Annotated in this window: 22 protein-coding genes and 3 tRNA genes; 12 read left to right on the top strand and 13 right to left on the bottom strand. The window is 51.9% G+C overall.

Features of this window, described 5'->3' with window-relative positions; genetic code table 11:
* Positions 1 to 54: 54 nt before the first annotated feature.
* The 4 genes from hisF to hisB are packed head-to-tail and all read right to left on the bottom strand — an operon-like array spanning position 55 to position 2,870.
* Positions 55 to 828 carry an imidazole glycerol phosphate synthase subunit HisF gene (gene hisF, locus J4377_RS15430; RefSeq protein WP_038478299.1) on the bottom strand — a complete coding sequence of 258 codons (774 nt, stop codon included), beginning with the start codon at positions 826 to 828 and terminating at the stop codon, positions 55 to 57.
* On the bottom strand, positions 825 to 1,571 hold the full coding sequence (gene hisA, locus J4377_RS15425; protein WP_095604466.1) for a 1-(5-phosphoribosyl)-5-[(5-phosphoribosylamino)methylideneamino]imidazole-4-carboxamide isomerase: 747 nt from the start codon (positions 1,569 to 1,571) through the stop codon (positions 825 to 827). The genes hisF and hisA overlap by 4 nt, the downstream gene beginning before the upstream one ends.
* Positions 1,572 to 1,582: 11 nt before the next feature.
* Positions 1,583 to 2,224 (bottom strand): imidazole glycerol phosphate synthase subunit HisH, encoded by a 642-nt coding sequence (gene hisH, locus J4377_RS15420; protein ID WP_038478294.1) that lies wholly within the window; start codon positions 2,222 to 2,224, stop codon positions 1,583 to 1,585.
* 52 nt (positions 2,225 to 2,276) lie between these two features.
* Positions 2,277 to 2,870, bottom strand: coding sequence for an imidazoleglycerol-phosphate dehydratase HisB (gene hisB, locus J4377_RS15415; protein WP_095604467.1), 594 nt, complete (start codon positions 2,868 to 2,870; stop codon positions 2,277 to 2,279).
* A gap of 206 nt (positions 2,871 to 3,076) precedes the next feature.
* Between hisB and J4377_RS15410 the strand changes: the two genes are divergently transcribed.
* From J4377_RS15410 to J4377_RS15380, 7 genes are all read left to right on the top strand, one after another.
* Positions 3,077 to 3,562 carry an acetyl-CoA sensor PanZ family protein gene (locus J4377_RS15410; RefSeq protein WP_253486094.1) on the top strand — a complete coding sequence of 162 codons (486 nt, stop codon included), beginning with the start codon at positions 3,077 to 3,079 and terminating at the stop codon, positions 3,560 to 3,562.
* Positions 3,559 to 5,892: an AsmA family protein gene (locus tag J4377_RS15405; RefSeq protein ID WP_038478287.1), complete on the top strand. Its 2,334-nt coding sequence runs from the start codon at positions 3,559 to 3,561 to the stop codon at positions 5,890 to 5,892. Before J4377_RS15410 ends, J4377_RS15405 begins: the two co-directional genes overlap by 4 nt.
* Positions 5,893 to 6,035: 143 nt before the next feature.
* On the top strand, positions 6,036 to 7,163 hold the full coding sequence (mutY, locus tag J4377_RS15400; RefSeq protein WP_253486093.1) for an A/G-specific adenine glycosylase: 1,128 nt from the start codon (positions 6,036 to 6,038) through the stop codon (positions 7,161 to 7,163).
* A gap of 55 nt (positions 7,164 to 7,218) precedes the next feature.
* On the top strand, positions 7,219 to 7,494 hold the full coding sequence (locus tag J4377_RS15395) for an oxidative damage protection protein (protein WP_083007102.1): 276 nt from the start codon (positions 7,219 to 7,221) through the stop codon (positions 7,492 to 7,494).
* A gap of 174 nt (positions 7,495 to 7,668) precedes the next feature.
* Positions 7,669 to 7,744 (top strand) — tRNA-Phe (locus tag J4377_RS15390).
* A 5-nt stretch (positions 7,745 to 7,749) separates the two neighbouring features.
* Positions 7,750 to 7,824, top strand: a tRNA-Gln gene (locus J4377_RS15385).
* A 72-nt stretch (positions 7,825 to 7,896) separates the two neighbouring features.
* A tRNA-Thr gene (locus J4377_RS15380) sits at positions 7,897 to 7,972 on the top strand.
* A gap of 189 nt (positions 7,973 to 8,161) precedes the next feature.
* Here J4377_RS15380 and J4377_RS15375 read toward each other — a convergent pair.
* Both J4377_RS15375 and J4377_RS15370 read right to left on the bottom strand, forming a co-directional pair.
* Positions 8,162 to 9,025 carry an MBL fold metallo-hydrolase gene (locus tag J4377_RS15375; protein WP_198349856.1) on the bottom strand — a complete coding sequence of 288 codons (864 nt, stop codon included), beginning with the start codon at positions 9,023 to 9,025 and terminating at the stop codon, positions 8,162 to 8,164.
* A gap of 104 nt (positions 9,026 to 9,129) precedes the next feature.
* Positions 9,130 to 9,768 carry a DsbA family protein gene (locus tag J4377_RS15370; RefSeq protein WP_253486092.1) on the bottom strand — a complete coding sequence of 213 codons (639 nt, stop codon included), beginning with the start codon at positions 9,766 to 9,768 and terminating at the stop codon, positions 9,130 to 9,132.
* A 77-nt stretch (positions 9,769 to 9,845) separates the two neighbouring features.
* Here J4377_RS15370 and J4377_RS15365 point away from each other — a divergent pair, with 77 nt between their 5' ends.
* Complete coding sequence (locus J4377_RS15365) at positions 9,846 to 10,805, top strand: LysR family transcriptional regulator (RefSeq protein ID WP_253486091.1); 960 nt, start codon at positions 9,846 to 9,848, stop codon at positions 10,803 to 10,805.
* Between the two features lie 20 nt (positions 10,806 to 10,825).
* Here J4377_RS15365 and J4377_RS15360 read toward each other — a convergent pair whose 3' ends face one another.
* Complete coding sequence (locus J4377_RS15360; protein ID WP_253486090.1) at positions 10,826 to 11,275, bottom strand: META domain-containing protein; 450 nt, start codon at positions 11,273 to 11,275, stop codon at positions 10,826 to 10,828.
* Positions 11,276 to 11,944: 669 nt separating this feature from the next.
* Here J4377_RS15360 and thpD point away from each other — a divergent pair.
* Together thpD and J4377_RS15350 are read left to right on the top strand one after the other, a co-directional pair.
* The gene (gene thpD / locus J4377_RS15355) at positions 11,945 to 12,928 is read left to right on the top strand and encodes an ectoine hydroxylase (protein WP_253486089.1); all 984 of its coding nucleotides are present in this window, start codon (positions 11,945 to 11,947) and stop codon (positions 12,926 to 12,928) included.
* Positions 12,929 to 13,057: 129 nt separating this feature from the next.
* Entirely contained in the window at positions 13,058 to 13,723 is a 666-nt protein-coding gene (locus J4377_RS15350) for a fumarylacetoacetate hydrolase family protein (protein ID WP_095604474.1), read from the top strand.
* Between the two features lie 146 nt (positions 13,724 to 13,869).
* Here J4377_RS15350 and speA read toward each other — a convergent pair whose 3' ends face one another.
* A complete protein-coding gene (gene speA / locus J4377_RS15345) occupies positions 13,870 to 15,789 on the bottom strand; it encodes a biosynthetic arginine decarboxylase (protein WP_253486088.1) in 1,920 nt (639 codons plus the stop codon).
* Positions 15,789 to 16,745 (bottom strand): homoserine kinase, encoded by a 957-nt coding sequence (locus J4377_RS15340; RefSeq protein WP_095604530.1) that lies wholly within the window; start codon positions 16,743 to 16,745, stop codon positions 15,789 to 15,791. The genes speA and J4377_RS15340 overlap by 1 nt, the downstream gene beginning before the upstream one ends.
* A gap of 173 nt (positions 16,746 to 16,918) precedes the next feature.
* Here J4377_RS15340 and polA point away from each other — a divergent pair, with 173 nt between their 5' ends.
* The gene (polA, locus tag J4377_RS15335) at positions 16,919 to 19,693 is read left to right on the top strand and encodes a DNA polymerase I (protein ID WP_253486087.1); all 2,775 of its coding nucleotides are present in this window, start codon (positions 16,919 to 16,921) and stop codon (positions 19,691 to 19,693) included.
* 167 nt (positions 19,694 to 19,860) lie between these two features.
* Here the strand turns inward: polA and J4377_RS15330 are convergent, their stop codons facing one another.
* The gene (locus tag J4377_RS15330) at positions 19,861 to 20,886 is read right to left on the bottom strand and encodes a Fe(3+) ABC transporter substrate-binding protein (RefSeq protein ID WP_253486086.1); all 1,026 of its coding nucleotides are present in this window, start codon (positions 20,884 to 20,886) and stop codon (positions 19,861 to 19,863) included.
* A 224-nt stretch (positions 20,887 to 21,110) separates the two neighbouring features.
* Between J4377_RS15330 and J4377_RS15325 the strand changes: the two genes are divergently transcribed.
* The gene (locus J4377_RS15325; RefSeq protein WP_038478249.1) at positions 21,111 to 22,208 is read left to right on the top strand and encodes an ABC transporter ATP-binding protein; all 1,098 of its coding nucleotides are present in this window, start codon (positions 21,111 to 21,113) and stop codon (positions 22,206 to 22,208) included.
* 30 nt (positions 22,209 to 22,238) lie between these two features.
* On the opposite strand, the gene J4377_RS15320 is transcribed toward J4377_RS15325, so the two are convergent.
* The 3 genes from J4377_RS15320 to J4377_RS15310 form a co-directional block, all read right to left on the bottom strand.
* Positions 22,239 to 23,939 carry an iron ABC transporter permease gene (locus J4377_RS15320; RefSeq protein ID WP_253486085.1) on the bottom strand — a complete coding sequence of 567 codons (1,701 nt, stop codon included), beginning with the start codon at positions 23,937 to 23,939 and terminating at the stop codon, positions 22,239 to 22,241.
* 166 nt (positions 23,940 to 24,105) lie between these two features.
* Positions 24,106 to 25,437 carry a TRAP transporter large permease subunit gene (locus J4377_RS15315; protein WP_038478243.1) on the bottom strand — a complete coding sequence of 444 codons (1,332 nt, stop codon included), beginning with the start codon at positions 25,435 to 25,437 and terminating at the stop codon, positions 24,106 to 24,108.
* A complete protein-coding gene (locus J4377_RS15310; protein ID WP_038478240.1) occupies positions 25,434 to 25,937 on the bottom strand; it encodes a TRAP transporter small permease subunit in 504 nt (167 codons plus the stop codon). The genes J4377_RS15315 and J4377_RS15310 overlap by 4 nt, the downstream gene beginning before the upstream one ends.
* Positions 25,938 to 25,968: the final 31 nt, after the last annotated feature.

Below are 25,968 nucleotides of genomic sequence, written 5' to 3'. Positions count from 1 at the left end.
CTGTTCCTGAGAGAAGGGCTTTTTGCTAAGTGATTTCACTACTAAGTGGTTTCGCTAAAGGCGCATTTCGATGCCACGTTCCGCCATGTAACGTTTTGCTTCTGGTATCGTATATTCACCGAAATGGAAGATGCTTGCTGCCAATACTGCATCGGCACCACCTTTGAGTACGCCGTCTACTAAGTGATCCAAGTTTCCTACACCGCCAGAGGCAATTACCGGCACGCTGACGGCTTCAGAAATAGCATGGGTAACCCCCAGATCAAAGCCCACTTTAGTGCCGTCGCGATCCATACTGGTGAGCAATAACTCGCCAGCACCAAACTCTACCATCTTTTTGGCCCACTCGATGGCATCCAGTCCCGTTGGTCGACGCCCACCATGAGTGAATATTTCCCAGCGAGGAGGCTCGCCTTCTTTAGACACCTTCTTAGCGTCAATCGCCACCACAATACATTGGCTGCCAAAGCGCTCGGCGGCTTCGCGAACAAACTCAGGGTTGGTCACCGCGGCGGTATTGATGGAGACTTTATCAGCCCCTGCATTCAGCATCGTGCGAATATCATCGCAGCTGCGGATGCCTCCCCCCACGGTGAGGGGAATAAACACTTCACCGGCAATGCGCTCTACCATGTCGACCGTTGTGTCACGGTTTTCATGGCTGGCGGTAATGTCGAGGAAGGTGATTTCATCGGCACCCTGCTGGTTATAGCGCTGGGCAATTTCGACCGGATCGCCTGCATCACGGATGCCTACAAAGTTAACGCCTTTCACCACGCGTCCGGCATCGACATCTAAGCAGGGGATAATACGTTTCGCTAAACTCATTTGTCGCCTCCGCTAAGCTGATCGCTCAAGCGCTGAGCTTCTGCCACATCGAGGCTGCCTTCATAGATCGCGCGGCCGGTAATCGCGCCTAAAATGCCGCTGTCAGCGACATCACACAGCGCACGAATGTCGTCTAAATTGGTGACGCCGCCGGAAGCAATCACCGGTAAGCCACCTTCGCGGGCTAGCGCAGCCGTGGCTTCTACATTGACGCCTTGCATCATGCCATCGCGGGCAATGTCGGTATAGACAATGCTGGAAACGCCGTCATTGGCAAAGCGCTTGGCGAGCTCGGTCGCCTTTAAAGTGGATACTTCCGCCCAGCCATCGGTGGCCACATAGCCATCTTTAGCATCCAGGCCAACAATAATGTGGCCTGGGAACGCACGGCACATTTCGCCCACGAAGTTCGGCTCTTTAACCGCTTTAGTGCCAATAATGACGTAAGAAACCCCGGCATTTAAATAATGCTCAATGGTTTCCGCTGAGCGGATACCACCGCCAATTTGGATGGGCAGTTTAGGGTAGGCGCGCGCAATTGCGGTGACTGCCTCGCCGTTCATCGGCTTGCCTTCAAAAGCGCCGTTTAGATCAACCAAGTGCAGGCGGCGAGCACCCGCTTCTACCCAGCGAGCGGCCATGGCAACAGGGTCATCGCCGTAGGACGTTGAATCTTCCATGCGGCCTTGCTTCAAGCGCACACACTGGCCGTCTTTGAGATCAATCGCGGGAATTACCAACATTGTGAAACCTCTCAGGGCGTCCAGGTGACAAAGTTTTCTAGCAGGCGAAGGCCCGCGCGGGAGCTTTTTTCAGGATGGAACTGCACAGCGAAGGTGGCATCACGGCCAATCGCTACATGGGCGCAAACCTTGCCGTACTGGGTAGTACCAAACACTTGGGCATCGTCGGTCGCATTAACGTAGTAGCTGTGCACAAAATAGAAGTGTTCGTTATCGTCAATGCCTGACCATAGCGGGTGATCGTGATGTTGCGCCACAAGGTTCCAGCCCATGTGCGGAACTTTTAAGCGCTGTTCGTAATCATCGCGCATATTGGCCGGAAAACGATCAACGCTGCCATGGAAAAAGCCCAGGCAATCTACGCCGCCGTTCTCTTCGCTACGCTCCATCAGCATTTGCTGGCCCACGCAAATACCCAATAGTGGTTTAGCTTGACGGGTAAGGATGTCATCGACTAGACCGCGTAGCTCGGTACGTTCCAGCTCGCCTACACAGTCCCGAATAGCCCCTTGGCCCGGGAGTACTAGGCGCGTAGCACCTAAAATACGCCGAGGGTCGCGGGTAATAATCACATTTTCGTGGGTGACATGCTCAAGCGCTTTTGCCACAGAGTGCAGGTTGCCCATTCCATAATCGATTACCGCGATGGTCATAAAGCGCTCCTTGTTATCGTTGGCGAGCTACCACTCGCTGCAATACCCGGCATTATAGGCTTCCTTTGGTAGACGGCATTTGTCCCGCCATACGCGGGTCTTCTGCCACCGCCATGCGCAGCGCGCGGCCAAACGCTTTAAATATAGTCTCAGCCTGATGGTGAGCATTAAAGCCTTTTACATTGTCAATATGCAGGGTGACGCGCGCATGGTTGACGAAGCCTTGGAAAAATTCCCAAAACAGCTGGGTATCCATACTGCCAATGGTATCGCGGGTGAAGTCGACATTCATATAGAGACCTGGACGGCCGGAGAAGTCGATAACCACACGGGACAACGCTTCATCAAGAGGAACGTAAGCATGCCCGTAGCGATAGATGCCGCGTTTATCGCCGATCGCTTGGTGAAATGCTTGGCCTAGGGTAATGCCTAGATCTTCAACTGTGTGGTGATCATCGATGTGCAGATCGCCTTTTGCGTCAATATCGAGATCCACCATCCCATGGCGAGCTACTTGATCAAGCATATGATCAAGAAACGGAACGCCGGTGTCGCTGCGGAGACGGCCTTCGCCATCAAGGTTGACGCTGACCGTAATCTGCGTTTCGTTGGTGTCACGGCTTACCGTGGCAATACGCGCTGACATGTTGCATCTCCTGCGCTGATGCGCACTCTGAGGGGGTATTGGTGGATCATCGGGTAATGTTAACACCGCTAGATCAAAGCATAACCTGTGCCAAAAGCGACCATTATAGTGAATCGGCGCCCCCATCCGCTACAATGCGCGAAAGGTAGCCGCCTTTGCTGGCGGTAGAATAGCAGCCTTGCTGCTTTGGCAAAGAGGATTTCACCATGCCGGTGACATTGCATTACGTCGACCAGGCCCGTTGGGAAGCTGAGGAGCAGGTGCGTATTGACCTAATACGCATTTATGAAGATGCGCCCCAAGAGCGAATGCCTACACCAACGGTCGCCCCTTTTATTGAACAGCATTTAAAAGGGCAGCACTTTTTTGCCTGCGCACATTTTAACGATCGACTGCTCGGTGCGGTTGCAATAAAAGAGGCAACTGACCGCGCGTGGTGGCTCTCCGAGCTGTGCGTGCGTAAACCCACCCGACGGCGTGGCGTAGGCGCGCGACTAATGGCACTGTTAGGAGAGCAGGCAAAACAAGAAGGACGTGTGCTGCGCATCGAAACGTCGTCGCTGCCGTTAGCAGATCGAGTACTGCTCTCAAAGCTTGGTTATCGCCCCGTAGCCCCTGAATCATCCGCACAGTCGGATGATTCCATCACCAGTGATTTTGTTGAGCTAGACCCACAAGGAAAAGGGCAATGAATCATCTACTACGTATTTTGCTGGCTGCGGTAGGTATTTTAGCGATTGTTGCCGTTGCCGCAGTGGTGTATGTCACCACTTTTCTTGACCCAGAAGATTTCAAGCCTCGGCTAACTGCGGTGGTAGAAGAACAAACTGGCCTGAATCTAGCGTTGGAAGGCCCAATCACATGGTCATTTTATCCGCGTATAGGGGTCAGTGTTGAGCAGGCAAAAGCGTGGCTGCCAGAGCAAGCTCAGGACGAGAGTGCGTTTGCCGCCATTGAGCGAGCTGAAGTTAGCGTAGCCTTTGCCCCTTTATTACGCGGCGAAATAGCGGTTGACGGCTTAACCCTAGATGGCATGCGCTTAAACCTTGAAAAGGATGAGCAGGGCGAAGGTAATTGGCAGCCGTTACTAGAGCGCCTCGCTGAGCAGGGTAACGAAACAGCGGAAACGGTACTGGCGCCTGCAAGCGCTGGCCCCAACGCAGATGCTGGTAATTTGTCGGTGGTGCTGAATATTGCCAGTGTAGAAGTGAAAAATGCTGATATTCGTTTTCGTGATGAGCAAAGCCAAGCACTTTGGCGTGTGCAGTCGCTCAATATTTCAGGCGCCAACGTCAATCCGTTACGCTCCTTCCCTTTAAAAACCATGTTCACATTAACTAAGCATAATCGCTTAGATGCAGAGGTGTTGGAGCGTACGCCCGACCTGAGCAGCGAAGTGAATCTCGAAACTCGTCTTCGTTTAGGTTTGAAAGATGAGCAGCTGGTTTTTGAAAATATCCAGTTGACGACTCGTACGCGACGCTCTGGAGAAAGTGATCCGCAGCAGCTTAGTTTGAAAGCAGCTGAAATAGTTGCCCGAATGGGTGAGCAGCAACTTACGATTCGCGAGGGTGTCGTTGACGCGGGCTTACGTCATCCAGACAATTGGCAGGGTAGCCTCGCGCTTTCGTTGGCATTTGGTTTGGAAAGTGACTGGGCGGCGCAAACTGCTCAGTTTAAAGATGCTCAGTTAACCGGGCCGGATGGACTGAGAGTCAGCGGCCATCTCAATGTCGAAAAGTTTTTAGACTCTCCTCAGTACAGCGGCCAACTCACCGCAGCGCCTTTTACATTGCGGCCTTGGTTATCTCGCGCAGGCATTACTCTCAATACGGCCAATGAAAGTGCCCTGAGAGATGTGGCGATGACTAGCCCAATTGAAGGCGATATGACGAGTATTGCACTGCCGCGTCTTTCCTTAGTAGTGGACGACAGTACCTTTACAGGTAATATTTCCGCCGCGCTGGACGGTACTCGGCTCGCCTTTAATCTGGAAGGCGATCAACTGAATATTGATCATTATCTGCCTGGTCCGGAAACCGCTCAACAAGCTAGCCGAGGCATGCTGCGCAAAGCCTTCGCCCAAACCGATGGGGCACTATTACCTCAGGAATGGCTGAGCACGCTATCGCTAGAGGGGGACTTAAGCGTCGACCAGCTTGTGCTGGCTGGATTAACGTTCGATGGCACTTCGCTAAGCTTGCGCGGCGAGAATGGAGTGCACCAACTGACAGCCTTTGAGTCGCGTTTTTATGAGGGCGAGCTTAATTCGACTGGCCGTCTAGATGCGACAGCAAACGTACTGGAATGGCAGATTTCTCCACGTGTCAGTGATGTTCAGGTCGCACCGCTCATTGAAACCTTTAGCGAAGAGGCGTCACCGTTACGAGGCCGCTTCAACTTGGAAGGCGCACTGACGACCCAAGGCAATCGCCGTGATGTGCTCACCAATAATCTTAACGGCGAGCTAAGTGCACAACTGAACGACGGCGCTATTCTGCAAACGAATATCTCTCAGCAAATGTGTGAGATAGTGGCGCAGCTAGAGGGCGAAGGCACCCTGCGCGAATGGGAACCTGATACGCGCTTTGAACGGTTTGACGCGACCTTCCAAGTGCGTAATGGCGTAGTAAACAGTGACGATTTGCTTATCACCCTTCCTGGCATTGACGTACAAGGTGAAGGCGAATTCAATCTCAATACGCTGAATTTTACGACTGAGGCAAATGCTAGGCTGGTCGACACGGCGGATGCCGCCTGTAACGTGAACCCGCGTTTAGAGCAGTTGCCTCTTCCAGTTCGTTGTGAAGGCCATGTGGGCGACGATAAAACCCAGTGGTGCCGATTTGATCGTTCGGCTTTCCAAGCAGCGGTGATAGACCTACTTCGTAATGAAGCAGGCAGCCGTCTTGAAGAAGAGCTTGAGGAACGGCTGGGCGATTCGCTTGATCAAATTGACGAACGCTTAGGAGAAGGTGCTGGTCAGGAACTTCGTGAGGGGATTCGTCGTCTATTTAACTGAGCATTCATGCACGTTTTGAATCGATACAATAAGTGCGCGCCGGCCTTACCGCCGGCGCTTTTTTGCGTGTTAGTTAGCCACATAATAGCAAGGCCAACTGACGGCTAATTGCAGGGTGCCGTTTTACTGTTTAAGGAAATCCTATGGCCGACATGTTTACACCGTGCCTCGCGGCGGAAGAGTTTCAACGTCGCTTGCTTACCTGGTTCGATCAGTATGGACGGCATGACCTGCCTTGGCAGTCGCCCCGAAGTGCCTACCGGGTATGGGTATCTGAAATTATGCTCCAACAAACCCAGGTCGCTACGGTCATTCCCTATTTCAAACGCTTTATGACGCGCTTTCCCACGTTAGAAGCACTGGCCAACGCACCTCAGGACGACGTGCTGCATCTTTGGACCGGGCTGGGTTACTACGCCCGTGCCCGTAATTTGCATAAAGCGGCTCAAGTGGCGTTAGCGTCCCATGGGGGAGAGCTGCCAACGGACAGTGTCGAAGCGTTAATGGCGCTGCCGGGTATCGGCCGCTCCACTGCTGGCGCGATCATCGCGCAAAGTTCTGATAAACATAGCTCTGATAAACAACGTTCTGGTCAGCAGGCCGCGATTTTAGATGGCAATGTAAAACGATCGCTGACTCGCTTGCATGCCATTGCTGGCTGGCCAGGCAAGCCAGCAGTAGAGCGTTCACTATGGACACTGGCTGAGTATTTCACGCCCAATACCCGTCTTGCCGACTATACCCAAGCCATCATGGATTTCGGCGCCACGCTATGTAAACGCAGCAAACCTGATTGCCTGATCTGTCCGTTTAACGACGTATGCCGTGCCTATGCCCAAGGTGAGCCGCAACGCTTTCCCGAATCCAAGCCTAAAAAAGCCTTGCCGACGCGTGAAACCATTATGCTGATGCTACGAGACAGGCAAGGGCGGGTGTGGTTAGAGCAACGGCCACCCAGCGGCTTGTGGGGAGGCCTATGGAGCCTGCCTCAATTTGAGCAGCATAGTGAACTGAACGATTGGCTGGCTGATCATGTGACGTCCCCCGAACGCCATGCGCCAATGCCCAGCTTTACTCATACGTTTAGTCATTTTCGGCTATTGATTACGCCTCAGCCCGTCAGTTGCGATAGGCTGAACGGCGTAAGAGAAGATGGCGTGTGGTATGACGTTGACGAACCGCCCACGCTTGGCTTGGCTGCGCCGGTTAAATCGCTGCTGAGCCAGCTGGCGCCTTTTTCCTTAGATCCAACGCCAGGGCCGTCGCGCTAACCTCACTCGCGTTATTACTTTTATATTCGCACCGTTATTCATAAAGGAGCACACCATGAGCACCACCGTTTTCTGCCGCAAGTACCAACAAGAGCTGCCCGCCCTGCCATTTCCACCATTACCAGGTAAGCAGGGACAAGAGATTCAAGCCACCGTGTCTAAGCAGGCCTGGGAAGAGTGGCAGTCGTTGCAAACGCGCTTGATTAATGAAAAGCACCTCAACATGTTAGAGCCTGAGGCGCGCGCCTATTTGATGGATCAAATGCAGCGTTTTCTAAATAACGAAGCAACGGATCAAGCGGAAGGTTACGTGCCGCCTACCCAGGCTTAAGCGTTCAGGAAGCAAGGCTGTAAGGAGTGAAACTCGGTGCAGCCCACGGATGGCGCGGCTTTTGCACGTTTTGAGCCCTGCAAAGAAGTGCCCTAAGCACGTGACTAGAAAGAAAGTTTCACGAAAGTGTTGACGAAAAGCTGAGTTTTTAGTTTAATACGCACCGTTGGCAGCGGCCAGATAGCTCAGTTGGTAGAGCAGGGGATTGAAAATCCCCGTGTCGGCGGTTCGATTCCGTCTCTGGCCACCAAACGTTGGGGTATCGCCAAGTGGTAAGGCACCGGTTTTTGGTATCGGCATTCCCAGGTTCGAATCCTGGTACCCCAGCCATTGCCAACAAGATTTCTTGTTGATTGCAAAGCTTAACAGTGAAGCAATCATATTCTCAAGAAAGCGCGAAGAGCCGACATAGCTCAGTTGGTAGAGCAACTGACTTGTAATCAGTAGGTCCCGGGTTCGACTCCTGGTGTCGGCACCACTTAAAAGTGGTTAAAATCAAAGCGTTAGAGAATTAGATTAAGCCGTCCGAAAGGGCGGCTTTTTCGTATGTGTCTATAAAGTGTCTACAGCGTGGGCACCTCCACAACTGAACCTTGCAAGTTGGGTGACCAAGCTGCCATTACAGAAAGATAGTCATCGGCCACCTCTATACTACAGGGAAAAATGACTATCCCCAGTCCATTTCCCCCATAGCTACTTTAGCGCCAATCTGTAGTGCAACGCTTAGCTTTGCATTTGGGTAGCGACGGGTCATTGCTTCAATGAGTTCATCGCTGTTATTCGCTTTGGCGAGCTCTTCTTCAAATGCTAATAGGTAGTCACGTGTATATTGAATCGCGGAAGCATCAATAGCTGCGTCAGGTTGCATGTGACCGGGTATAACGACCTTAGGAAAGCGTGCTGCCATTTCATCAAGCGCTTGTATCCAAGCCGCTCGCTGTTCAGCAGTAGGGGTGTCTGCTATCCACACATGTAGGTCTGAGAATACCAGCACACCTCCAAAAACAGCATTTAAGGAAGGAGCCCAAAGATAGCGACGATTAGGTAAACCCTCCACGTCAACAATCTGGATATCTTCACCATCGACTTGCAATAAATGGCCGTCGAAAACCTCAGGCATAACGATATCATCAAGTGACTGAGGGCCATTGTCTTGAAGTTGGGGGGACCATGTAGAGATTTTTTTCTCTACATTAGCTTCGATAGCATCAACGGTAGCTGAAGCTGCGACAATGCGAGCATCAGGGAAGGCTGCTTTTATCGCGCCAAGGCCAAAATAGTAATCAGGATCGCTTTGGCTAATGTAGACGGTGGTTAGCTGCTTACCGCTCTGTTGGACTGCCTCGGCAACGGCACGTCCGTCAGATAAGGTAAAGCCGCTGTCAATTAATACTGCCTCTGTTGCTCCCGTCACCAGTACGGGCGCTCGGAAAAAGCCATGCTCTCCAGCAGGAAAGTGCTGCCAACTTAATTGATCATCAGACGCGAGGCTCTTTTTTATGCCACTTAGGTTACCAGTGCTTATAGCCATGGATAACCCTAAGGCAGTTAATGACTTTAAAAACATACGCCGAGTAGCCATTTTTTCTTCCTTCTGCAATTTTGTTTAGAGGGTCAATTGATTAAGTTGGTGCGTTATAGCGCGCGTATCTGTTGGGCTAGCGCACTGGGGTTGGCATACAACTCATTCGTGGAAAGAACCTTTAGGTTTTCACTCGACTGAGCGATGAACGTGGGCACTCCTCGAACGTCAAGCTTCTGCATTAGTGTTTGAGCCTGTGAAATTCGAGAACGATTGGAATGCATAAGTGTTTCACTGGCACCTGTCATTAACTCTGCCGCTTGTGTCAGCTCAAGTCCTTGTAGAATCTCAACCAGCGTGACTTGAGATGTCACGTCTCGACCCTGTACGTAGCGTGCGTATTGGATTGCTTTTAAAGCCTCGAACTCATCGGCGGGTGCGGTAAGCGATACTGCCGTTAGCGCTAGCGTAGCGGCACTACTGTCAAACCGCTGATGGTGATCGCTTAACACGTGATCGCGATATAGTTGAGTGAATAGTTGTCCCGTTAGGCGCTCAATCCGCTGATCGTTACTCCAGGCATAGGCCGCGAATTCATGATCCATTTGCCTTCCGCCACGGCCTGTGAAAAGGCCGCTGGGTAACAGAACCACTTTTATATCGTCTGCCGCGATCACGTCTGAAACAGATGATGTTGCGCCATAGCACCAGCCACACAAAGGATCGAATAGGTAATACAAAGTGTTATTCATAGTCGAGTCTCTCTATACATGATTGACTCGCATGCTAAAGAGATTGTATTGACGGATAAATACATACGAAGCATATTATGCGTATGGAAAAAGCATACAGTCGAAGTGGAAGTAAGCTAGGCGGATTTAATAACTTGCGGCGCTTAGCTTATTTTGCTGCTGTGGTTGAAACGGGGTCTTTTACGGCCGCCGCAGAGCGTCTGGGTATCACCAAGGCGGTGGTTAGCCAGCAGGTGGCACGTCTTGAACAAGAATTTAGAACCTCTCTCCTTACGCGTACGACGCGATCGGTACAAGTTACCTCCGCTGGAAAAGTGTTTTACCAACGCTGTGCCTTGATTCTCCGTGAAGCTGAAGATGCTTTTGATGAGTTAGGCGAAATAGCCCAGGAGCCGACAGGCACATTACGGTTGACCGCCCCTTTCGATTACGGTGTCACCTTTGTGGTGCCTGCGATTGCTGCATATACCCAGCAATATCCCGATTGCCGGGTCGATGCCACGCTGCGGGATCAAAAAGTCGATCTGATGGCTGAGGATATCGAACTGGCTATCCGTGTTGGTTGGCTAACAGAGGCAAGCGTGCAGGCAAGGAAAATAGGCTCTTTTCGGCAATTGCTAGTTGCATCGCCAAGCCTTGAAAAAGAGGTGGCGCAGCTCTCTCAGCCAGAAGAGTTATTGAAATTCCCGTTCATTGCTAATAAAGCGCTGCCCCATCCATTGCAGTGGGAGTTTTCACTCAGTAAGGGTGAACGCAGAACCATCCACGTGCGCGCCTCAATCTTTCTTGATGCTACACTCGCGGTACGCGAAGCGTTGTACGCTGGTGCAGGAATCTCGGTATTGCCGGATTATGTCATTGCAGGCGACATAGCCGCCGGACGCCTTATACATATTTTACCCCAGTGGAGTTTGCCCTCCGGCGGCATACATGTCGTTTTCCCATTAGCACGTTTTCGTCCTGCGAAAGTGCGTGCATTTGTCGACATACTTGCGCATAGAGAGCAGCAGCGACAAGAGGGCGCTTTCATTAAGTGAGCTTGCCTGCAAACCGATGGCTAATAAAGATGCACGGCTTCAAATACTGCCACTGGTTTGCCATTGGTATTTTTAAGTGACAGGGAACCACCGTCTACTTGCCAAGTGGCTACGCTGTTAAGTGTACTTAGCATTGTCTGCTCGTTACGCATTTGCGTGTCGGGGCAGGCCATCATCGTGGTGCCAACTTGTTCAAATGCTATTTGCTTACCATCAACACGGTAACTGCCAATCAAGGTATTGCAGCCAGTTGAGCCAGCTAGCCGTGTATTTTCTTCATGCAGCACAAGATGAGGCTCGCGAAAGTTCTCAGCGGTGATGATGGGTTGCCCTTCAAGCGTGACCAGTTTCCAGTACGTATTGGTTAGCGTTTCGTCAGGCTTGGCTGCTTGATGAGGCGCTGAGTGTGATTGGCACCCGCTAGCTAACAGGATAATAAGAGTAGATGCGATAAGGGAGAATTTTTTCATAAAGCGTTTCTCTAGGTTTGCGTCATAAAATCATAATTGGATCGTTAATTTTTTTCTACCCTGGCTTATGTTAGATACCTTGTCGAATATTTTATCTCCCCCGTTTTTAAATTTTTATTTAAGTGGTAAGTCGAGTTTTTATATTTTTTATAATCTACTGCTTGAATCAATCTTTGAGGGCCAGTATTTGGTGTGAAATAAGCGTGATTAAGTAAAGTGTTATTAATTATGTTGCCGTTACCTTTATTGCAAATAGGGCTCTGATATAAGCGTGTTAGTTTTCCATGACGCCGTGCCATCTGGTGATGCTTTGGGTCTATCTGGTTGGGCGGCTAAATTGACCGTGCCGCCATACTTTATGTCGGGTTTTGAACAGAAAAACTCCTAAAGCCTATAGCGCTATCATGCTTTCTAGTCCGAAGGAAGTGAAAGAGGTGCCAGTTTTTATAGTGAATCTGTTTGTGGGTATAGTTTTCTGGATTAGTTTTTAAAAGTTGTTTCTATGTCTTTTTAATAAGGGTTAAAAAGTTTCATAACACATGTTATAAATTAAGTAATATGGGTTGCAAGGGCTGGCTACTTAGCTATCCTACTGTCTGTGTTATGCACTAACGAAAATCGCTACATGTTTTATCGGTCTGAAATTTAATCATACAAGGAGTGGATTAGATGACAGTCAGCAACAACGCTCTCAAAACGATTACTGCCTATAAGCAATATAATGAAATGTTGGATATGCCGTCGGCGCAACGTACAGCGGTGAAAGATGACTACCCAACGCGCCTAGCGGCAGCCCCAGCTTCGCTAACTCAGCCGCGTCGCGATGCGGTGGTTAAAGGTCGGAACTTATCAGGGCCGCTATCCTCTGCGCAGCTTGATGAGTTTGAACGCAAAGGTTTTTTGTTTATTCCAAACCTCATTTCAGGTGAAGAGCTGGAGGCACTTCGCGATGAAATGACATTATTGATGAATAATCAGGCTTATCGCGATCAGGAATTCAGCATTACCGAGCCAGAAAGCCACGATATTCGTTCGCTGTTTGCCGTGCATAGGCTTTCTGAGCGATTAGGTGAACTGGCCAGTGACGAACGCTTAGCGGGTGCAGCCCGGCAGATCATTGGCGCTAATCCTTACGTGCATCAGTCACGGATTAACTATAAACCAGGCTTTGCGGGTAAAGGGTTTAATTGGCACTCTGATTTCGAGACGTGGCACGCGGAAGATGGCATGCCGAATATGCATGCTGTTAGCGCTTCACTGATCTTGACCGACAACCATGAATTTAACGGTCCGCTTATGCTGATTCCAGGCTCCCATTTGGAATTTGTGCCCTGCTTGGGGGAAACGCCGGAGGATAACCACAAAAGCTCGCTTAAAGCACAGAAGGTTGGCGTGCCCAGCCAAGAAGCACTGACTCAGTTAGTAGCAAAATATGGTATTGAAGCGCCAAAAGGTAAAGCAGGGGGCTTGCTACTGTTTGATTGCAACACGTTGCATGCGTCTAATGCCAATTTGTCGCCTGACCCCCGCAGTAACGTGTTCTTTGTATTTAACCGTCCGGATAATCGCTGTGTTGCACCGTTTGCTGCTCCCAAGCAGCGCCCTAGCTTTTTGGCGCATGAGCCTGATGATCGCTGGACGCCCGACGCATAATCTAACGTATCACTAGTGATATGTATGAAATGCTGTAGAAGAGGTTGTGGTACATACGCATAGCTGGGGTAGACTGTTGCGCCTGTCGTTGCGAATGCGGCACGCATAATGAGAAGGAGAGGACCCGCCATGCGTTTTGTTCCCCAGTTTACCGATGGTCAGGAGTTTCCCCACGCGTTGGGCAAAATCGTCTGCGTTGGCCGCAACTATGCCGACCATGCCAAAGAACTGGATAATCCGGTTCCCAGTGAGCCTCTGTTATTTATGAAGCCCGCCACCAGTGTGGTGGACTTGACTAAACCTCTTGATCCGCCGTTTTCACGGGGTGATGTACATTATGAAGTCGAACTTGCGCTTTTGGTTGGAGAGACACTGACTCACGCTACTCAAGATGAAGCAGAGCGTGCCATTGTGGGTATTGGCCTGGCGATGGATTTAACGCTGCGAGATGTGCAAACCAAGCTGAAAGAGAAGGGGCACCCGTGGGAAATAGCAAAAGCATTTGATGGTGCTTGCCCACTATCACCGTTTTTGCCGCTAAGCCGCATCCCCAATTGGAACGCGCTGGTGTTCACCCTTGAGATTGATGGTGAAGAGCGTCAACACGGAGAAGGTGCCGATATGATCTTCGCGATCCCGACGTTGGTGGCAGAGATGAGTCGTCACTTCACGCTAGAGCCGGGTGACGTCATTTTGACAGGCACACCTGCGGGTGTGGGCGAATTGCCCCGTGGAGCTTCGCTGCGTTTAACGTTGACCGGCGGGTTAGAAATCACCACTAGCGTAGTAGAGTAGTTGGATGGCGATGACGCCAAAACCAACAATAGGTAAGCGTTAGCAGTTATGCGAAAAGCCACTGACGATGTCAGTGGCTTTTTCGTTGGCCTATTCTAAAAGCACTATTCTATAAGCACGGTTCTATAAACACAGTTCTATAAGCACTATTCTAAATAGGTGTAGCCATCCAGGCCTTCGCTCAGGCTAGCGGCAAACTTTGCCTGCTCTTGGGTCGAAAAGCCGCTAGTGATTAGTTGCTCGGTGAGCTTTTGCTTAAGCACTCGAGCATCAAAATTCACGTAGGCTAAAACATCGGCCACCGTATCGCCTGCCTGTAGGTTAGAAAGGACCCACTCGCCATCTTCACCCAGTGCGGCATCGACTGAGTCGGTATCGCCGAATAGGTTGTGCAAGTCGCCAAGAATTTCCTGATAGGCGCCTACCAGGAAGAAGCCTAGCCAACGCTCGTCGTCGCTCGCCCACTCGGGCAGCGGTAGTGTGCTTTCCACGCCTTGGCCATCCACGTAGCTATCAATGCGGCCATCTGAATCGCAGGTAATATCCTGAATGACTGCGCGACGAGTGGGGGGTTGGTCTAACCCGCTCAACGGCAGAACAGGGAATATCTGTTCGATTCCCCAAACGTCAGGCACCGACTGGAATAATGAGAAATTGACAAACAGCTTGTCGGCTAGCTTTTCGGCCAGTTCGTCCATAATTTCCCGGTGCGCGCGATTACGGGTATCGAGTTGACCGCGTAGGCGTGCACAGGCTGCCATATAAAGTCGTTCACCTTCGGCACGGGCATTGATATCACTTAAGCCCATTACGAAACGGTCTTGCAGCTCACTAACCGCCTGCAGAAGATCATGCCAGGCTTCCACCAAAACACGGGGCTCCTGGCTTTCGGCTAACTGCTCAAAAACCCGCCATAGGGCTTCCACCTGGAGGTCTTCCTGAGAAGAGCGCTCTGGAGGCGAATCGTTAACGCGCTCTTCGCCAATTACGTTGGTGATCAACACGGCATGATGAGCCGTTAGCGCACGGCCTGACTCGCTGATCAGATGAGGCTGGGGAAGGTCAGCCTCCTGACACAGCTGCGCAAAGGCGCTAACGACGTTACGTGCATACTCCTGCATGGAGTAGTTGGCTGAGCAGTAGCTACGTGAGCGGGTGCCTTCGTAGTCGATTCCTAGACCGCCACCCACATCGACGGTATCAATCGGTGCCCCTAGGCTCATCAGGTTTTGGTAAAAACGGGCGCATTCCCGCAGACCGCGCTGAATGTCGCGAATATTGGCAATTTGCGAGCCGAGATGAAAGTGCACTAACTGTAGGCTCTCTAACGCATTTTGAGCGCGCAAGGTCGCGACTACGTCAAGAATTTGACTGGCAGTCAGACCAAACTTCGACTTCTCGCCGCCGGTATTTTGCCATTTACCCTTACCCACTGAGGCAAGCCGTGCCCGCAAACCAATACGCGGGGTGACTTCCAACTCACGCGCCTCTTCTAATATAAGCTCTAGCTCAGACAGCTTCTCAACGACCAGGTAAACGCGATGCCCCAGCTTTTCACCCAGCAGCGCTAGGCGAACGTACTCGCGGTCTTTATAACCATTGCAGACGATCAGCGAGGAGCCGCCATCAGACAGCGCCAGCACTGCCAGCAGCTCCGGTTTACTGCCTGCTTCTAAGCCTACGCGACCATTGCCTCGCTCGGAGGTGGCGAGGATCTCTTCCACCACGCGGCGCTGCTGATTCACTTTGATCGGATAAACGGCTGTGTAGCCGCCCTGATAGTCGATGTCCTGCATCGCGATATCAAACGCACCGCACAGCAGTTCTACGCGGTCGTGCAGAATGTCGCTAAACCTTACCAGTACCGGCAACCGCAGACCCGCAGTCTGCAACTGACGCACAAGCCCGCTAAGTGGCAATGCTGGGCCTTCTGCGTCGCTACCTAGCGGACGAACCAAGGCTTGCCCGTGGTCGTTCACATCAAAGTAGCCACTGCCCCATTGGTCAATATTCCATGTGCGTCGGGCGCGTAAGGCCTGGGCGCTGGTGGTCACCGATTCGATCATCAAGAAACCTCTGGGAGCGGTAGTGCGCCAAATGCAATGCGCGCTTTTAAAATGGTTCGGAAACGCTCAGGGTCATGAGGCGTTAGGTCATGGGCAGGTGGGTCAACATAGACAACCAGCAGGCGCGATAGCCAATATCGCAATGCCGTCATGCGCAACATGGTTGGCCATAATTCACGTTCATCTGCGGTGAGAGGGCGACGTGCTTGGTAAGCGCTCAGAATGGCTTCATAACGCTCAGCATTCAGCGTGCCATCCTCATTGGTTGCCCAGTCGTTAATGACGATGGCGAGATCAAATAGCAAATCGCCGGTACAACCGTTGTAAAAATCGATAACACCGCCTAATTGGTCGCCCTCAAACAGCGTGTTGTCACGGAATAAGTCGCCGTGAAGCGCTCCTTGCGGTAGCTCGCCGTGCTGGCTAAAGGCACCTTCGAAGTCATCGACTTCATTTTTCATCAGCGTTTGGTCGTCAGGGCTAATATACGTTAGCACCTTGTGATGCACTGCTCGCAGCCAGTGAAGGTCGCGCGGGTTTGGCCGATGGCCAGGAAAACGCTGGGAGACAACATGCAAATGCCCCAACGTATTGCCCAGCGCTTGGCATTGGGCAAGGTTAGGGGCGCTAGGATGCTTGCCTGGTAGGCGTGGAAACAGTAAGGCAGGCTTGCCTGCCAAACTGTGTAGCGCAATCCCTTCGCGGTCGTGAATAGTACCGGGCACCGGCAGACGGTGCTCATCCAGGTAATCCAACAACTCGACAAAAAACGGCAGCTCTTCATGTTCGCCCTGTTCAAACAGGGTTAACACCAGCTCACGACGATCGGTGGTCACAAAAAACGTCGAGTTTTCTGTGCCACCGGCAACGCCTTGTAGCGAAACGAAGCTGCCTACATCAAATTTTTCCAAAAACGCGGCGACCTGAACGTCGCTCAGCGGAGTAAATACAGCCATGAGAATCTCGCCCAGGTTGCTAAGCCCATTATTGTAGCGGCTTGCAGGGTCAGTTGGCAGCGTTGTGTGAGTTTGAAATACGTTATTCGTAACGGTTGTTTCTGCAGCCATTGCCGTGAACGCGTATCATAGCTAATAGACTTCTTACTGTGTTGCTAACAATGGAATTGGTTATGGCCCGTGCCCCAATCGTGCTTGTCGATGGCTCATCGTACCTATATCGCGCTTTTCACGCGCTGCCACCGTTAACGACCTCCAACGGCCAGCCTACGGGGGCCGTGAAAGGCGTATTAAATATGCTCAAGCGGTTGATCAAAGACTACCCGGAAAGCCCAATGGCGGTGGTGTTTGATGCACCAGGAAAAACCTTTCGCGATGAGATGTACAGCGACTATAAAGCTCATCGACCGCCCATGCCGGATGACCTGCGCAGCCAAATTAAGCCGCTGCACGCTTGTGTAAAAGCGCTAGGCTTACCGCTGCTGTGCATTGAGGGCGTTGAAGCCGACGATGTGATTGGTACCCTGGCCCATCATGCCACCCAGGCTGGCCGTGATGCGGTGATCTCAACTGGCGATAAAGATATGGCGCAGTTGGTGAATGACCACATCACACTGGTCAATACCATGAAAGAAGAAACCCTCGATGAAGCGGGTGTCAAAGAGAAATTTGGGCTGCCGCCCTCGCTGATCATTGATTTTCTGGCCTTGATGGGTGACAAGGTTGATAACATTCCCGGCGTGCCGGGGGTGGGCGAAAAGACTGCCATAGGTCTGTTGCAAGGCATGGAAGGTGGTTTAGAGACCATTTATGGTGATCTGGAACGTGTCAAAACACTCAGCTTCCGTGGTGCGAAAACGTTACCTAAGAAGCTGGAAGAGCACCGTGAGCAGGCCTTTCTCTCTTACCAATTAGCGACCATTAAGACCGACTGCGAACTGCCTGTGGGTCTGGATGACTTGGATATTGCGCATCCAGACCGCGAGGCGCTGGTAGAACTCTATAAAGAAATGGAGTTCAAGCAATGGTTGGCTGAGCTACTGGCAGGTACCGATGAGGGCGTCGATGATGTAAAAGGGGGCGAGCCTGCGCCTGATAACGCTGCTAATGACGTGACTGATAGCGCCGCGGCTTCCAGCCAGCGAAACGACCATGTCATCGTTGAGCAAGCTGAGTTTGATGCGTGGCTAGCGCGACTGAAAAAAGCCGAGCGCTTTTGCTTCGACTTAGAAACGACCAGCCTGAATTATATGGACGCCGATATTGTCGGCGTTGGCCTGGCACTGGAGGCTGGTGAAGCGGCCTATATTCCACTGGCCCATGACTATCTGGATGCGCCCGCACAGCTTGATCGTCAACAGGTCCTGCAGGCATTAAAGCCGCTGCTGGAAGATCCTGAAAAAACCAAAGTTGGCCAGAACCTTAAGTACGATATTTCCGTGCTGGCAAACTATGATATTCGCGTAGTGGGGCCGCTGGCCGACACTATGCTAGCCTCGTACGTGTTGAATTCCACCGCCACGCGTCACGACATGGATTCGCTGGCACTGAAGTATTTGGGCGAAAAAACCATCTCTTTCGAAGAGATCGCTGGAAAGGGTGCCAAGCAGCTCACGTTTAACCAGATTGCCCTAGAGCAAGCGGTTCCTTATGCCTGTGAAGATGTAGATATCACGCTACGGCTGCAAGAAATACTGCGTCCTCAGGTGGAGCGGGAAGGGCGTTTAGCGGACGTGCTGGATCATCTTGAACTGCCGCTGATTAACGTGTTGTCGCGGATTGAACGCAATGGTGTCGCACTGGATGCCGAACGTCTGCACGAGCAAAGCCAGCAGCTAGAGCGCCGTATTCGTGAGCTTGAAAGCGAGGCATTCGAGTTAGCCGGTCGTGAGTTTAATCTCGGTTCGCCCAAACAGCTGGGGCAGATTCTGTTCGAAGAGCAGAAAATTCCGGTGATCAAGAAAACTCCCAAAGGCGCACCTTCGACAGCAGAGGCGGTGCTAGAGGAGTTGGCGCTGGATTACCCCTTGCCCAAGGTGATTATGCAGCACCGGGGGCTGGCGAAGCTAAAATCCACCTATACCGATAAGCTACCGCGCCTGCTCAATAAAACCACTGGCCGAGTGCATACCAGCTATCACCAAGCGGTGACGGCGACAGGGCGTCTCTCGTCGTCCGACCCGAATCTGCAAAACATCCCGATTCGCACAGAAGAGGGGCGTAAAATCCGTCAAGCGTTTGTGGCACGCCCAGGCTATCGCATTGTGGCGGCAGACTACTCGCAAATTGAGCTGCGTATTATGGCGCACCTCTCAGAAGATAAAGGGCTTTTAGAGGCGTTTGCGGAAGGGCGCGATATCCACACTGCGACCGCTGCCGAAGTGTTTGGTACTGCGCTTGAAAAGGTCTCTGCCGACCAGCGGCGCAGCGCTAAAGCGATCAACTTTGGCCTAATTTACGGCATGAGCGCTTGGGGCTTATCACGCCAGCTGCATATTGATCGCAATCAGGCGCAAACCTACATCGACCGCTATTTTGACCGTTATCCTGGCGTTGCTCGCTATATGGATCGTATTCGCACCCAGGCCGCAGAAGATGGCTTTGTGGAAACCGTGCTAGGGCGGCGGCTGTACCTGCCAGAGATCCACTCGCAAAACCGCAATCGCCGCCAGGGTGCTGAACGCACCGCCATTAACGCGCCTATGCAGGGCACGGCAGCGGATATCATCAAGCAGGCGATGATTGATGTCGATGCATGGCTTGCTGAAGGGGAGTTTGACGCCCTCATGGTTATGCAGGTGCACGATGAGCTAGTGTTTGAGGTGGCCGAAGGGCAAGTTGAGGCGTTTATTGAGCAAGTTCAGGCGCGTATGCAAGCCGCTGCCACGCTTAGCGTGCCGCTGATTGTTGAAGCCGAAAGCGGCGCCAACTGGGATGAAGCCCACTAGTATTAACCACTAGCATGAAGCCTGCTAGGCTAAGGCCTCTAGGCTAAGTAAGGCTTAAACGACGTTACGGGGTCGTGACCGACAGCCCAATAAAAAACACCTGCAGCTGAGCTGCAGGTGTTTTTTTAGTTATGCTTGCGGCTCATGAGTCCTAAGGGCCGCAGAGCTTAACGCCAGCTTACGCGATCGAAAATACGAATCGCTTCTGGGTTATTTTCACCCAGGATGCTGATGTTGATATCGTCTTTGGCGAAATCACCCCAAGATTCAAGCACCGGGTTTTTCTTGATGCCTTCCACGACGGGGAACTCGTAGTTACGGTCAGCCAGTACTTCCTGAGCTTCGTCAGAGGCTAAGAACTCCAGGAAGCGAATGCCGTTTTCTGGGTTTTGCGCGTTAGCCACTAAGCCTGCGCCGCCAACGTTAACGTGGGTGCCACGATCATCCTGGTTGGGGAAAATCATCCCCACTTTGCGCGCGGCTTCGCGGTCGGCATCTTCATCGGAATGCAGTAAACGAACGTAGTAGTAGTGGTTCGCAACTGCTAAGTCGCACTCACCACTCGCAACGCCAAGAATCTGATCGGTATCACCGCCTTCTGGGGCGCGCGCCATATTATTCACAACACCTTGAGCCCACTCTTCCGCGCCTTCTTCACCGTGATGCTCAATCAGTGAGGCGAGTAGCGACTGGTTGTAAATGTTGTTGGAAGAGCGAATGCATACTTGGCCTTCAAACTGCGGATCGGCCAGATCTTCATAGGAGGTGATTTGGCTGGGGTCAAAGTTCTCACGGTTGTAGAAAATAACCCGTGCGCGCTGGCTAAAGCCAAACCACAGGCCGTCAGGGTGGCGCATTGATTCTGGCAGGCGCTCGTTAAGCACGTCAGAGTCTACGCTTTGAAAAAGGCCGTCTTGCTCGGCGCGCCATAGGCGGCCTGCATCAACGGTAAGCATTACGTCAGCAGGGCTAGCAATGCCTTCACGCTGCATGCGCTCCATCAACTGGTCGGAGTCGCCTTCCAGTACATTAACTTCGATGCCGGTCTCTTCAGTGAACGCTTTGTAGAGAATCTCATCAGAGTCGTAATGGCGGGCGGAGTAAATGTTGACCTCGTTAGCGAGCGCGCTACCTGCAAAAGCAGAACCTGCCACGATGGCAGCTACGGTAGCCGTAAGACGTGCTTTTTTCATAACAAATACCCTGAATGTTTATGATAATAAGTTGCATTAGCGACGTGACGTATTGAAACGCTTCTCTTGGTTGACGTCAAGTTAAATGCTAATGAAACGCATCTGCTGTTTAGCAAGAAACGTGCATCTCTACTCAATAGAAAATAGAATGCAAATAACTTTCAACCGTGTTCGCAGCGGCATGCGTTTATCATGTCGCGGGTGGACGAGACAATGGTGAAATAATGACGGCAACTGTGTCACTTTCCGATGTGTCGGCGCCTGCATCAGCACTGTCGCTTCGTGGTATTCAGCACACGTTTGCGGCTAATAAAGTGGTGAAAGGCATTGATCTTGATATCGCTCCAGGTGAGGTTGTGTGTTTACTGGGCCCTTCTGGTTGCGGCAAAACCACACTGCTTCGGATTGCTGCGGGCTTAGAGGTCGTGCAGGAAGGCTCGGTTAGTCTTGATGGTCTATCCATTGCGGCACCCGGTAAGCGTCATGTGCCACCAGAAAAGCGCAATGTTGGTCTCGCTTTCCAAGACTCAGCCTTGTTCCCACACCTTAGCGTGCTGGAAAATGTTACCTTCGGTCTGAAAAATTTGCCCTCTAGCCAGCGCCGAGAGCGTGCGCTGGAACTGCTGGCTCAACTCGGCATGGCCGACTACGCCGAGAGCTATCCGCATATGTTGTCAGGTGGGCAGCAGCAGCGCGTTGCGCTGGCGCGAGCGCTGGCGCCCACGCCTAAATTAATGTTACTGGATGAACCCTTTTCTAGCCTGGATGCGCGGCTACGTGATCGCATCCGAGACGATACGCTGCACGTGTTGAAAAAGCTCGGCTCAGCGACCCTGTTAGTGACCCACGACCCTGAAGAAGCCATGTTTATGGCAGACCGTATCGCGCTAATGCGGGATGGCGAAATTGTGCAGACTGGCACCCCCCGTGAGCTTTATTGTGCGCCAGTGGCTCCCTTTGTGGTGACGTTTTTTGGCGAGGTGAATGAGTTAAGCGGCATTGTTAAAGGGGGATTTGTCGCTACGCCAGTTGGGCCGGTAGATGCCAGCTGGTTGCCAGAAGGCAGTAACGTTCAGGTGATGATTCGCCCCGAAGCACTGCGTATCAAAGAGCGTGACTTGCCCGTAGAATCGCATAGCCACAGCCATGTGGTCATGGCTAAGCTGCTAGGGCGTTCCAGCCTTATTCACTTATGTGCGCATGGAGAAGATGGTCAGGAAGCCCACCTTCACGCCCGTGTGCCAGGCGTGTTTTTACCCCAGGAGGGCCAGCCGATTGATATCGACTTGGATCACTCCCAGGTATTTATCTTTCCGCGTTAATTTTCGTTGTTCAGCGCTTGCTCGCGTCTACTACTCAGCTTGGCTACCAGGGCGCGCCCGGCGCATTGCCAAGCTGAGTAAAATCACCGGTAAGATGCCCACTACCACAATGGTCAGAGAGGCTGTTGACGCTTCAGCTAAGCGTTCATCTGAGGCGAGGCTGTGAGCGCGTACTGCCAGCGTGTCAAAGTTGAAGGGGCGCAAGATGATCGTGGCAGGTAACTCTTTCATCACATCGACAAATACCAGAATCCCGGCTGCTAGAAGACTGCTACGCATCAGCGGCGTATGAATATGGCGTAGCGTGCCGCCAGCGGTTTGGCCCAAGGTGCGGGATGCGGCATCCATGCTGGGGGTTACTTTGCCAAGGCTCGCTTCTACCGCGTTAAACGAGACGGCCAAAAAGCGTACTACATAAGCGTAAACCAAAATAAATGCTGAGCCGCTAAACACTAGACCAATGATTTTTCCGTAGTGTTCGTGAAGCCACATGTTCAGCGAGTTATCCAGCCAAGCAAACGGAATCAGGATGCCTACGGCAACCACCGAGCCAGGAATGGCATAGCCCATTGCGGCGATACGTGTGAAAAATCGTGCGCTTGGTGAATTGTTGAGCCTAACCCCGTAGCTCAGGAGTACGGCTAACCCTACCGCAATCAATGCGGCAACGGTCGCGAGGCTCAGGCTATTCATAGCAAAGCCAATAAACCGTGTGCCGAACAAGCTATCGCCCGTTTTAATGGCCATATTGAGCAAAATACCGCTGGGCAATAAAAAGCCGATAACAATGGGCAGCAAACACGCCAGGGTAGCCCCGAGTGCATGCCAGCCACGCAACTGATATTCCGGTAGTTGCTGATAGCGGTTGGTTGTATGGAAGTAGCGCCGTTTACCCCGCGAATAGCGCTCTAGAAGAACCAATACAATGACGAAGGTCAGCAGGCAAGCGGCTAGCTGAGCGGCAGCTACAGGTTCACCTAAGCCAAACCATGTGCGATAGATCCCTGTGGTAAACGTATCTACTCCAAAAAACTGCACCGCGCCAAATTCGTTAAGCGTCTCCATCAGTACCAGTGAAACGCCGCCTACTAATGCCGGGCGGGCGAGGGGCAACGCCACGCTGGCAAACAAGCGCCAGGGGCCACGCCCCAGAGTGCGGCCTACATCTAATACACATACCGACTGCTCAAGAAAAGAAGCTCTAGCTAACAGATACACATACGGGTAAAGCACAAAGGTAATCAGGGTTGCCGCGCCGCCTAGTGAGCGCACGTTGGGGAAATAGTAATCGCCCACTCGCCAGTCAAACCATTCACGCAACAAGCTTTGTAGCGGTCCTGCTACTTGGAAAAAGTCTGTATAGGCATAGGCAATGACATACGTTGGTACCGCCAGGGGTAACAGCAGCGCCCATTCAAATATGCGCTTGCCTGGGAAACGGCACATCACCACCAGCCACGCAGTCCCGGCGCCTGTAATCAGAGTGCCAATGCCAACCCATAGCACCAGCCAGAACGTATTAGAAAGGTAGCGTGGTAATACGGTGCTTGAAAGGTGCTGCCAAACGCCTTCTGTCGGCACAAAAATATGGCTTAGGACCACAATAATAGGCAGTGCGACAACAAGGGCGATCAAAAAAAGCGCGATTGACCAAGGGTTGAGCGATAGTGAAATGCGTGACGCAAAACCTGAAAGCAGGGCCGATGGTGAGCGGCGAGCTGGCGTAGACACGTCGTTGTCTCCTTGGATGAGGGGCAGCTTGGCTCGTCAATGCGAAAAAATAGCGGCTGCAAATAGTATCACTTGCGTTAGGCTACTGCAGCCAACATTGTGGCTATCAAAAAAATCCCCCCGCAAGGCGGGGGGAAGTTGTGCGTTTTGCATTAGTAGCTTGGTATCACTGGTAGCCCACCAGCACACTTGGTAGTCCCGTAATCAAACTAGGGAAAATAGCCATTAGTATGCAGGCGAAAAGGATGATGGCCACAAATGGCACGACGGCTTTATATAAGTCGACGATTTCGACCCCTGGTGGAGCCACCCCTTTCAAATAGAACAGCGCATAACCAAAGGGCGGCGTTAAGAAGGAGGTTTGTAACACCACCGCCACCATGACGACGAACCACAGGACATCCACCCCCATCTGCGAAATGATTGGCAGCATGATAGGGAAGCTAAGCAACACAATGCCAGTCCAATCAAGGAACATGCCGAGAATGAATACCAGGAACAGCATTAATAGCAGGGCACCAACGGTGCCACCCGGCATGGCCAGTACAAAATCACTGATCACGGTCATCCCGCCACCAATCGAGAATACCCCAGTGAACGCTGTGGCCCCGACGAGCACTAACATCACCATCGTTGTGGTTTTGCCAGCTTCAATCAGCGTGTTGTAACAGGTTGATAGTTTGCGGTCGCCGAAGATTAAAAACAGTAGGAAAGCGATAAAAACACCAATGGCGGATGCCTCAGTCGCCGTCGCCACACCGGTAAACAGTGCCCCCAGTACGCCGAGAATTAACGACATTGGCGGGACAACATACTTGCCCAGCATGATCAGTAGCTGTTTTGTGCTGACTTCAGCGCGCTCTTCTGCAGGTACTTTAGGTCCGTAGCTAGGTTTGAGCCAGCAGATTACCAGCACGTACAGCGCATACATCACCCCCAGTATCAGGCCGGGTACTAACGCTCCAGCAAAGAGTGCGCCCACTGAGACAGGTGAGTAGCTTGCCATTAAAATCAGCATAATGCTGGGGGGAATCAAAATGCCCAGACAGCCGCTAGCCATGATGACGCCAGCACTCAGCTCTTTGTTATAGCCATACTTAAGCATTGGCACTAAGGCAATCATGCCCATAACGGCAATCGACGCGCCGACAATGCCAGTGGTAGCTGCAAGTAAGACAGATACAACCACCACGGTAAGCGCTAATCCACCGCGAAGGTTCGCCAGCAGCAAGCGCATGGCATCAAACATTTTTTCGGTGACGCCTGAGTCATTAAGAAAGCGCGCCATTAGAATAAACAGTGGTATCGCCACTAGTACATAGTTGTCCATAGCGTTGCCATAGACGTTGTTAATGATGATACCCAGGGTATTAATGCCCGGCCCTAAATAAGCACCGATGACCGCCATGCCACCCAATACAAAAGCAAGCGGATGACCCATAAACAGGCCAACTAAAAGACCACCAAACATCACCAGCGTCAGTAGTTCTGCACTCATGCGGACGTCTCCTCACGCAGCTGCATAATGGCGCGCAGAACGATAGCAATCGCCTGCAACAAAATAAGCACAGCAGCGACTACGATAACGCCTTTCACCGGATACACCGGGATTGAGACCATTCCGTAGGTAGTTTCGCCACGACTGAACGAGCGCTCGAAAAAACGCCAGCCGTAGGTCAATAACAGCCAGATGAAGGGCACAAAGAATATCAAGTAGCCGAGCAGGTCTAGTACGGCCTGCTTTTTGCGTGATAGCAGGCGTTTAATAACGTCGACTTCCACGTGGGCATGGTGGCGCAATCCATAGGCGGCCATCAGCATAAAGTGGGCGCCGAACAGCATTTTGGTGACATCAAACGCCCAGTCGCTAGGGCGGCCAAAGAAGAAGCGCGACACAATGTCGTAAAGCACTATTAGAGTAATGATGGCAATTAACGGTGCAATGATGCGGCCCAGCAGCTCGTTAATTGCATCGATCGCCTTGGCAATCGCGTTCATGGAAGGTCTCCGCAGCTAAGCAATAACCGCC

Source organism: Halomonas sp. XH26 (assembly GCF_024138895.1).
Taxonomy (GTDB): Bacteria; Pseudomonadota; Gammaproteobacteria; order Pseudomonadales; family Halomonadaceae; genus Vreelandella; species Vreelandella alkaliphila.
This window is presented reverse-complemented; position numbering and strand designations above follow the sequence as displayed.

Bases quoted from the DNA above. Each gene is read 5' to 3' on its own strand.
- J4377_RS15340 (WP_095604530.1), bottom strand. From the start codon at position 16,745: ATGGCTGTATTTACTCCGCTGAGCGACGTTCAGGTCGCCGCGTTTTTG.
- J4377_RS15365 (WP_253486091.1), top strand. From the start codon at position 9,846: ATGCGTATGGAAAAAGCATACAGTCGAAGTGGAAGTAAGCTAGGCGGA.
- J4377_RS15330 (WP_253486086.1), bottom strand. From the start codon at position 20,886: ATGAAAAAAGCACGTCTTACGGCTACCGTAGCTGCCATCGTGGCAGGT.
- J4377_RS15325 (WP_038478249.1), top strand. From the start codon at position 21,111: ATGACGGCAACTGTGTCACTTTCCGATGTGTCGGCGCCTGCATCAGCA.
- thpD (WP_253486089.1), top strand. From the start codon at position 11,945: ATGACAGTCAGCAACAACGCTCTCAAAACGATTACTGCCTATAAGCAA.
- J4377_RS15310 (WP_038478240.1), bottom strand. From the start codon at position 25,937: ATGAACGCGATTGCCAAGGCGATCGATGCAATTAACGAGCTGCTGGGC.
- J4377_RS15360 (WP_253486090.1), bottom strand. From the start codon at position 11,275: ATGAAAAAATTCTCCCTTATCGCATCTACTCTTATTATCCTGTTAGCT.
- J4377_RS15315 (WP_038478243.1), bottom strand. From the start codon at position 25,437: ATGAGTGCAGAACTACTGACGCTGGTGATGTTTGGTGGTCTTTTAGTT.
- hisF (WP_038478299.1), bottom strand. From the start codon at position 828: ATGAGTTTAGCGAAACGTATTATCCCCTGCTTAGATGTCGATGCCGGA.
- mutY (WP_253486093.1), top strand. From the start codon at position 6,036: ATGGCCGACATGTTTACACCGTGCCTCGCGGCGGAAGAGTTTCAACGT.
- polA (WP_253486087.1), top strand. From the start codon at position 16,919: ATGGCCCGTGCCCCAATCGTGCTTGTCGATGGCTCATCGTACCTATAT.
- J4377_RS15405 (WP_038478287.1), top strand. From the start codon at position 3,559: ATGAATCATCTACTACGTATTTTGCTGGCTGCGGTAGGTATTTTAGCG.
- hisB (WP_095604467.1), bottom strand. From the start codon at position 2,870: ATGTCAGCGCGTATTGCCACGGTAAGCCGTGACACCAACGAAACGCAG.
- speA (WP_253486088.1), bottom strand. From the start codon at position 15,789: ATGATCGAATCGGTGACCACCAGCGCCCAGGCCTTACGCGCCCGACGC.
- J4377_RS15395 (WP_083007102.1), top strand. From the start codon at position 7,219: ATGAGCACCACCGTTTTCTGCCGCAAGTACCAACAAGAGCTGCCCGCC.
- J4377_RS15370 (WP_253486092.1), bottom strand. From the start codon at position 9,768: ATGAATAACACTTTGTATTACCTATTCGATCCTTTGTGTGGCTGGTGC.
- J4377_RS15410 (WP_253486094.1), top strand. From the start codon at position 3,077: ATGCCGGTGACATTGCATTACGTCGACCAGGCCCGTTGGGAAGCTGAG.
- hisA (WP_095604466.1), bottom strand. From the start codon at position 1,571: ATGTTGGTAATTCCCGCGATTGATCTCAAAGACGGCCAGTGTGTGCGC.
- J4377_RS15375 (WP_198349856.1), bottom strand. From the start codon at position 9,025: ATGGCTATAAGCACTGGTAACCTAAGTGGCATAAAAAAGAGCCTCGCG.
- hisH (WP_038478294.1), bottom strand. From the start codon at position 2,224: ATGACCATCGCGGTAATCGATTATGGAATGGGCAACCTGCACTCTGTG.
- J4377_RS15350 (WP_095604474.1), top strand. From the start codon at position 13,058: ATGCGTTTTGTTCCCCAGTTTACCGATGGTCAGGAGTTTCCCCACGCG.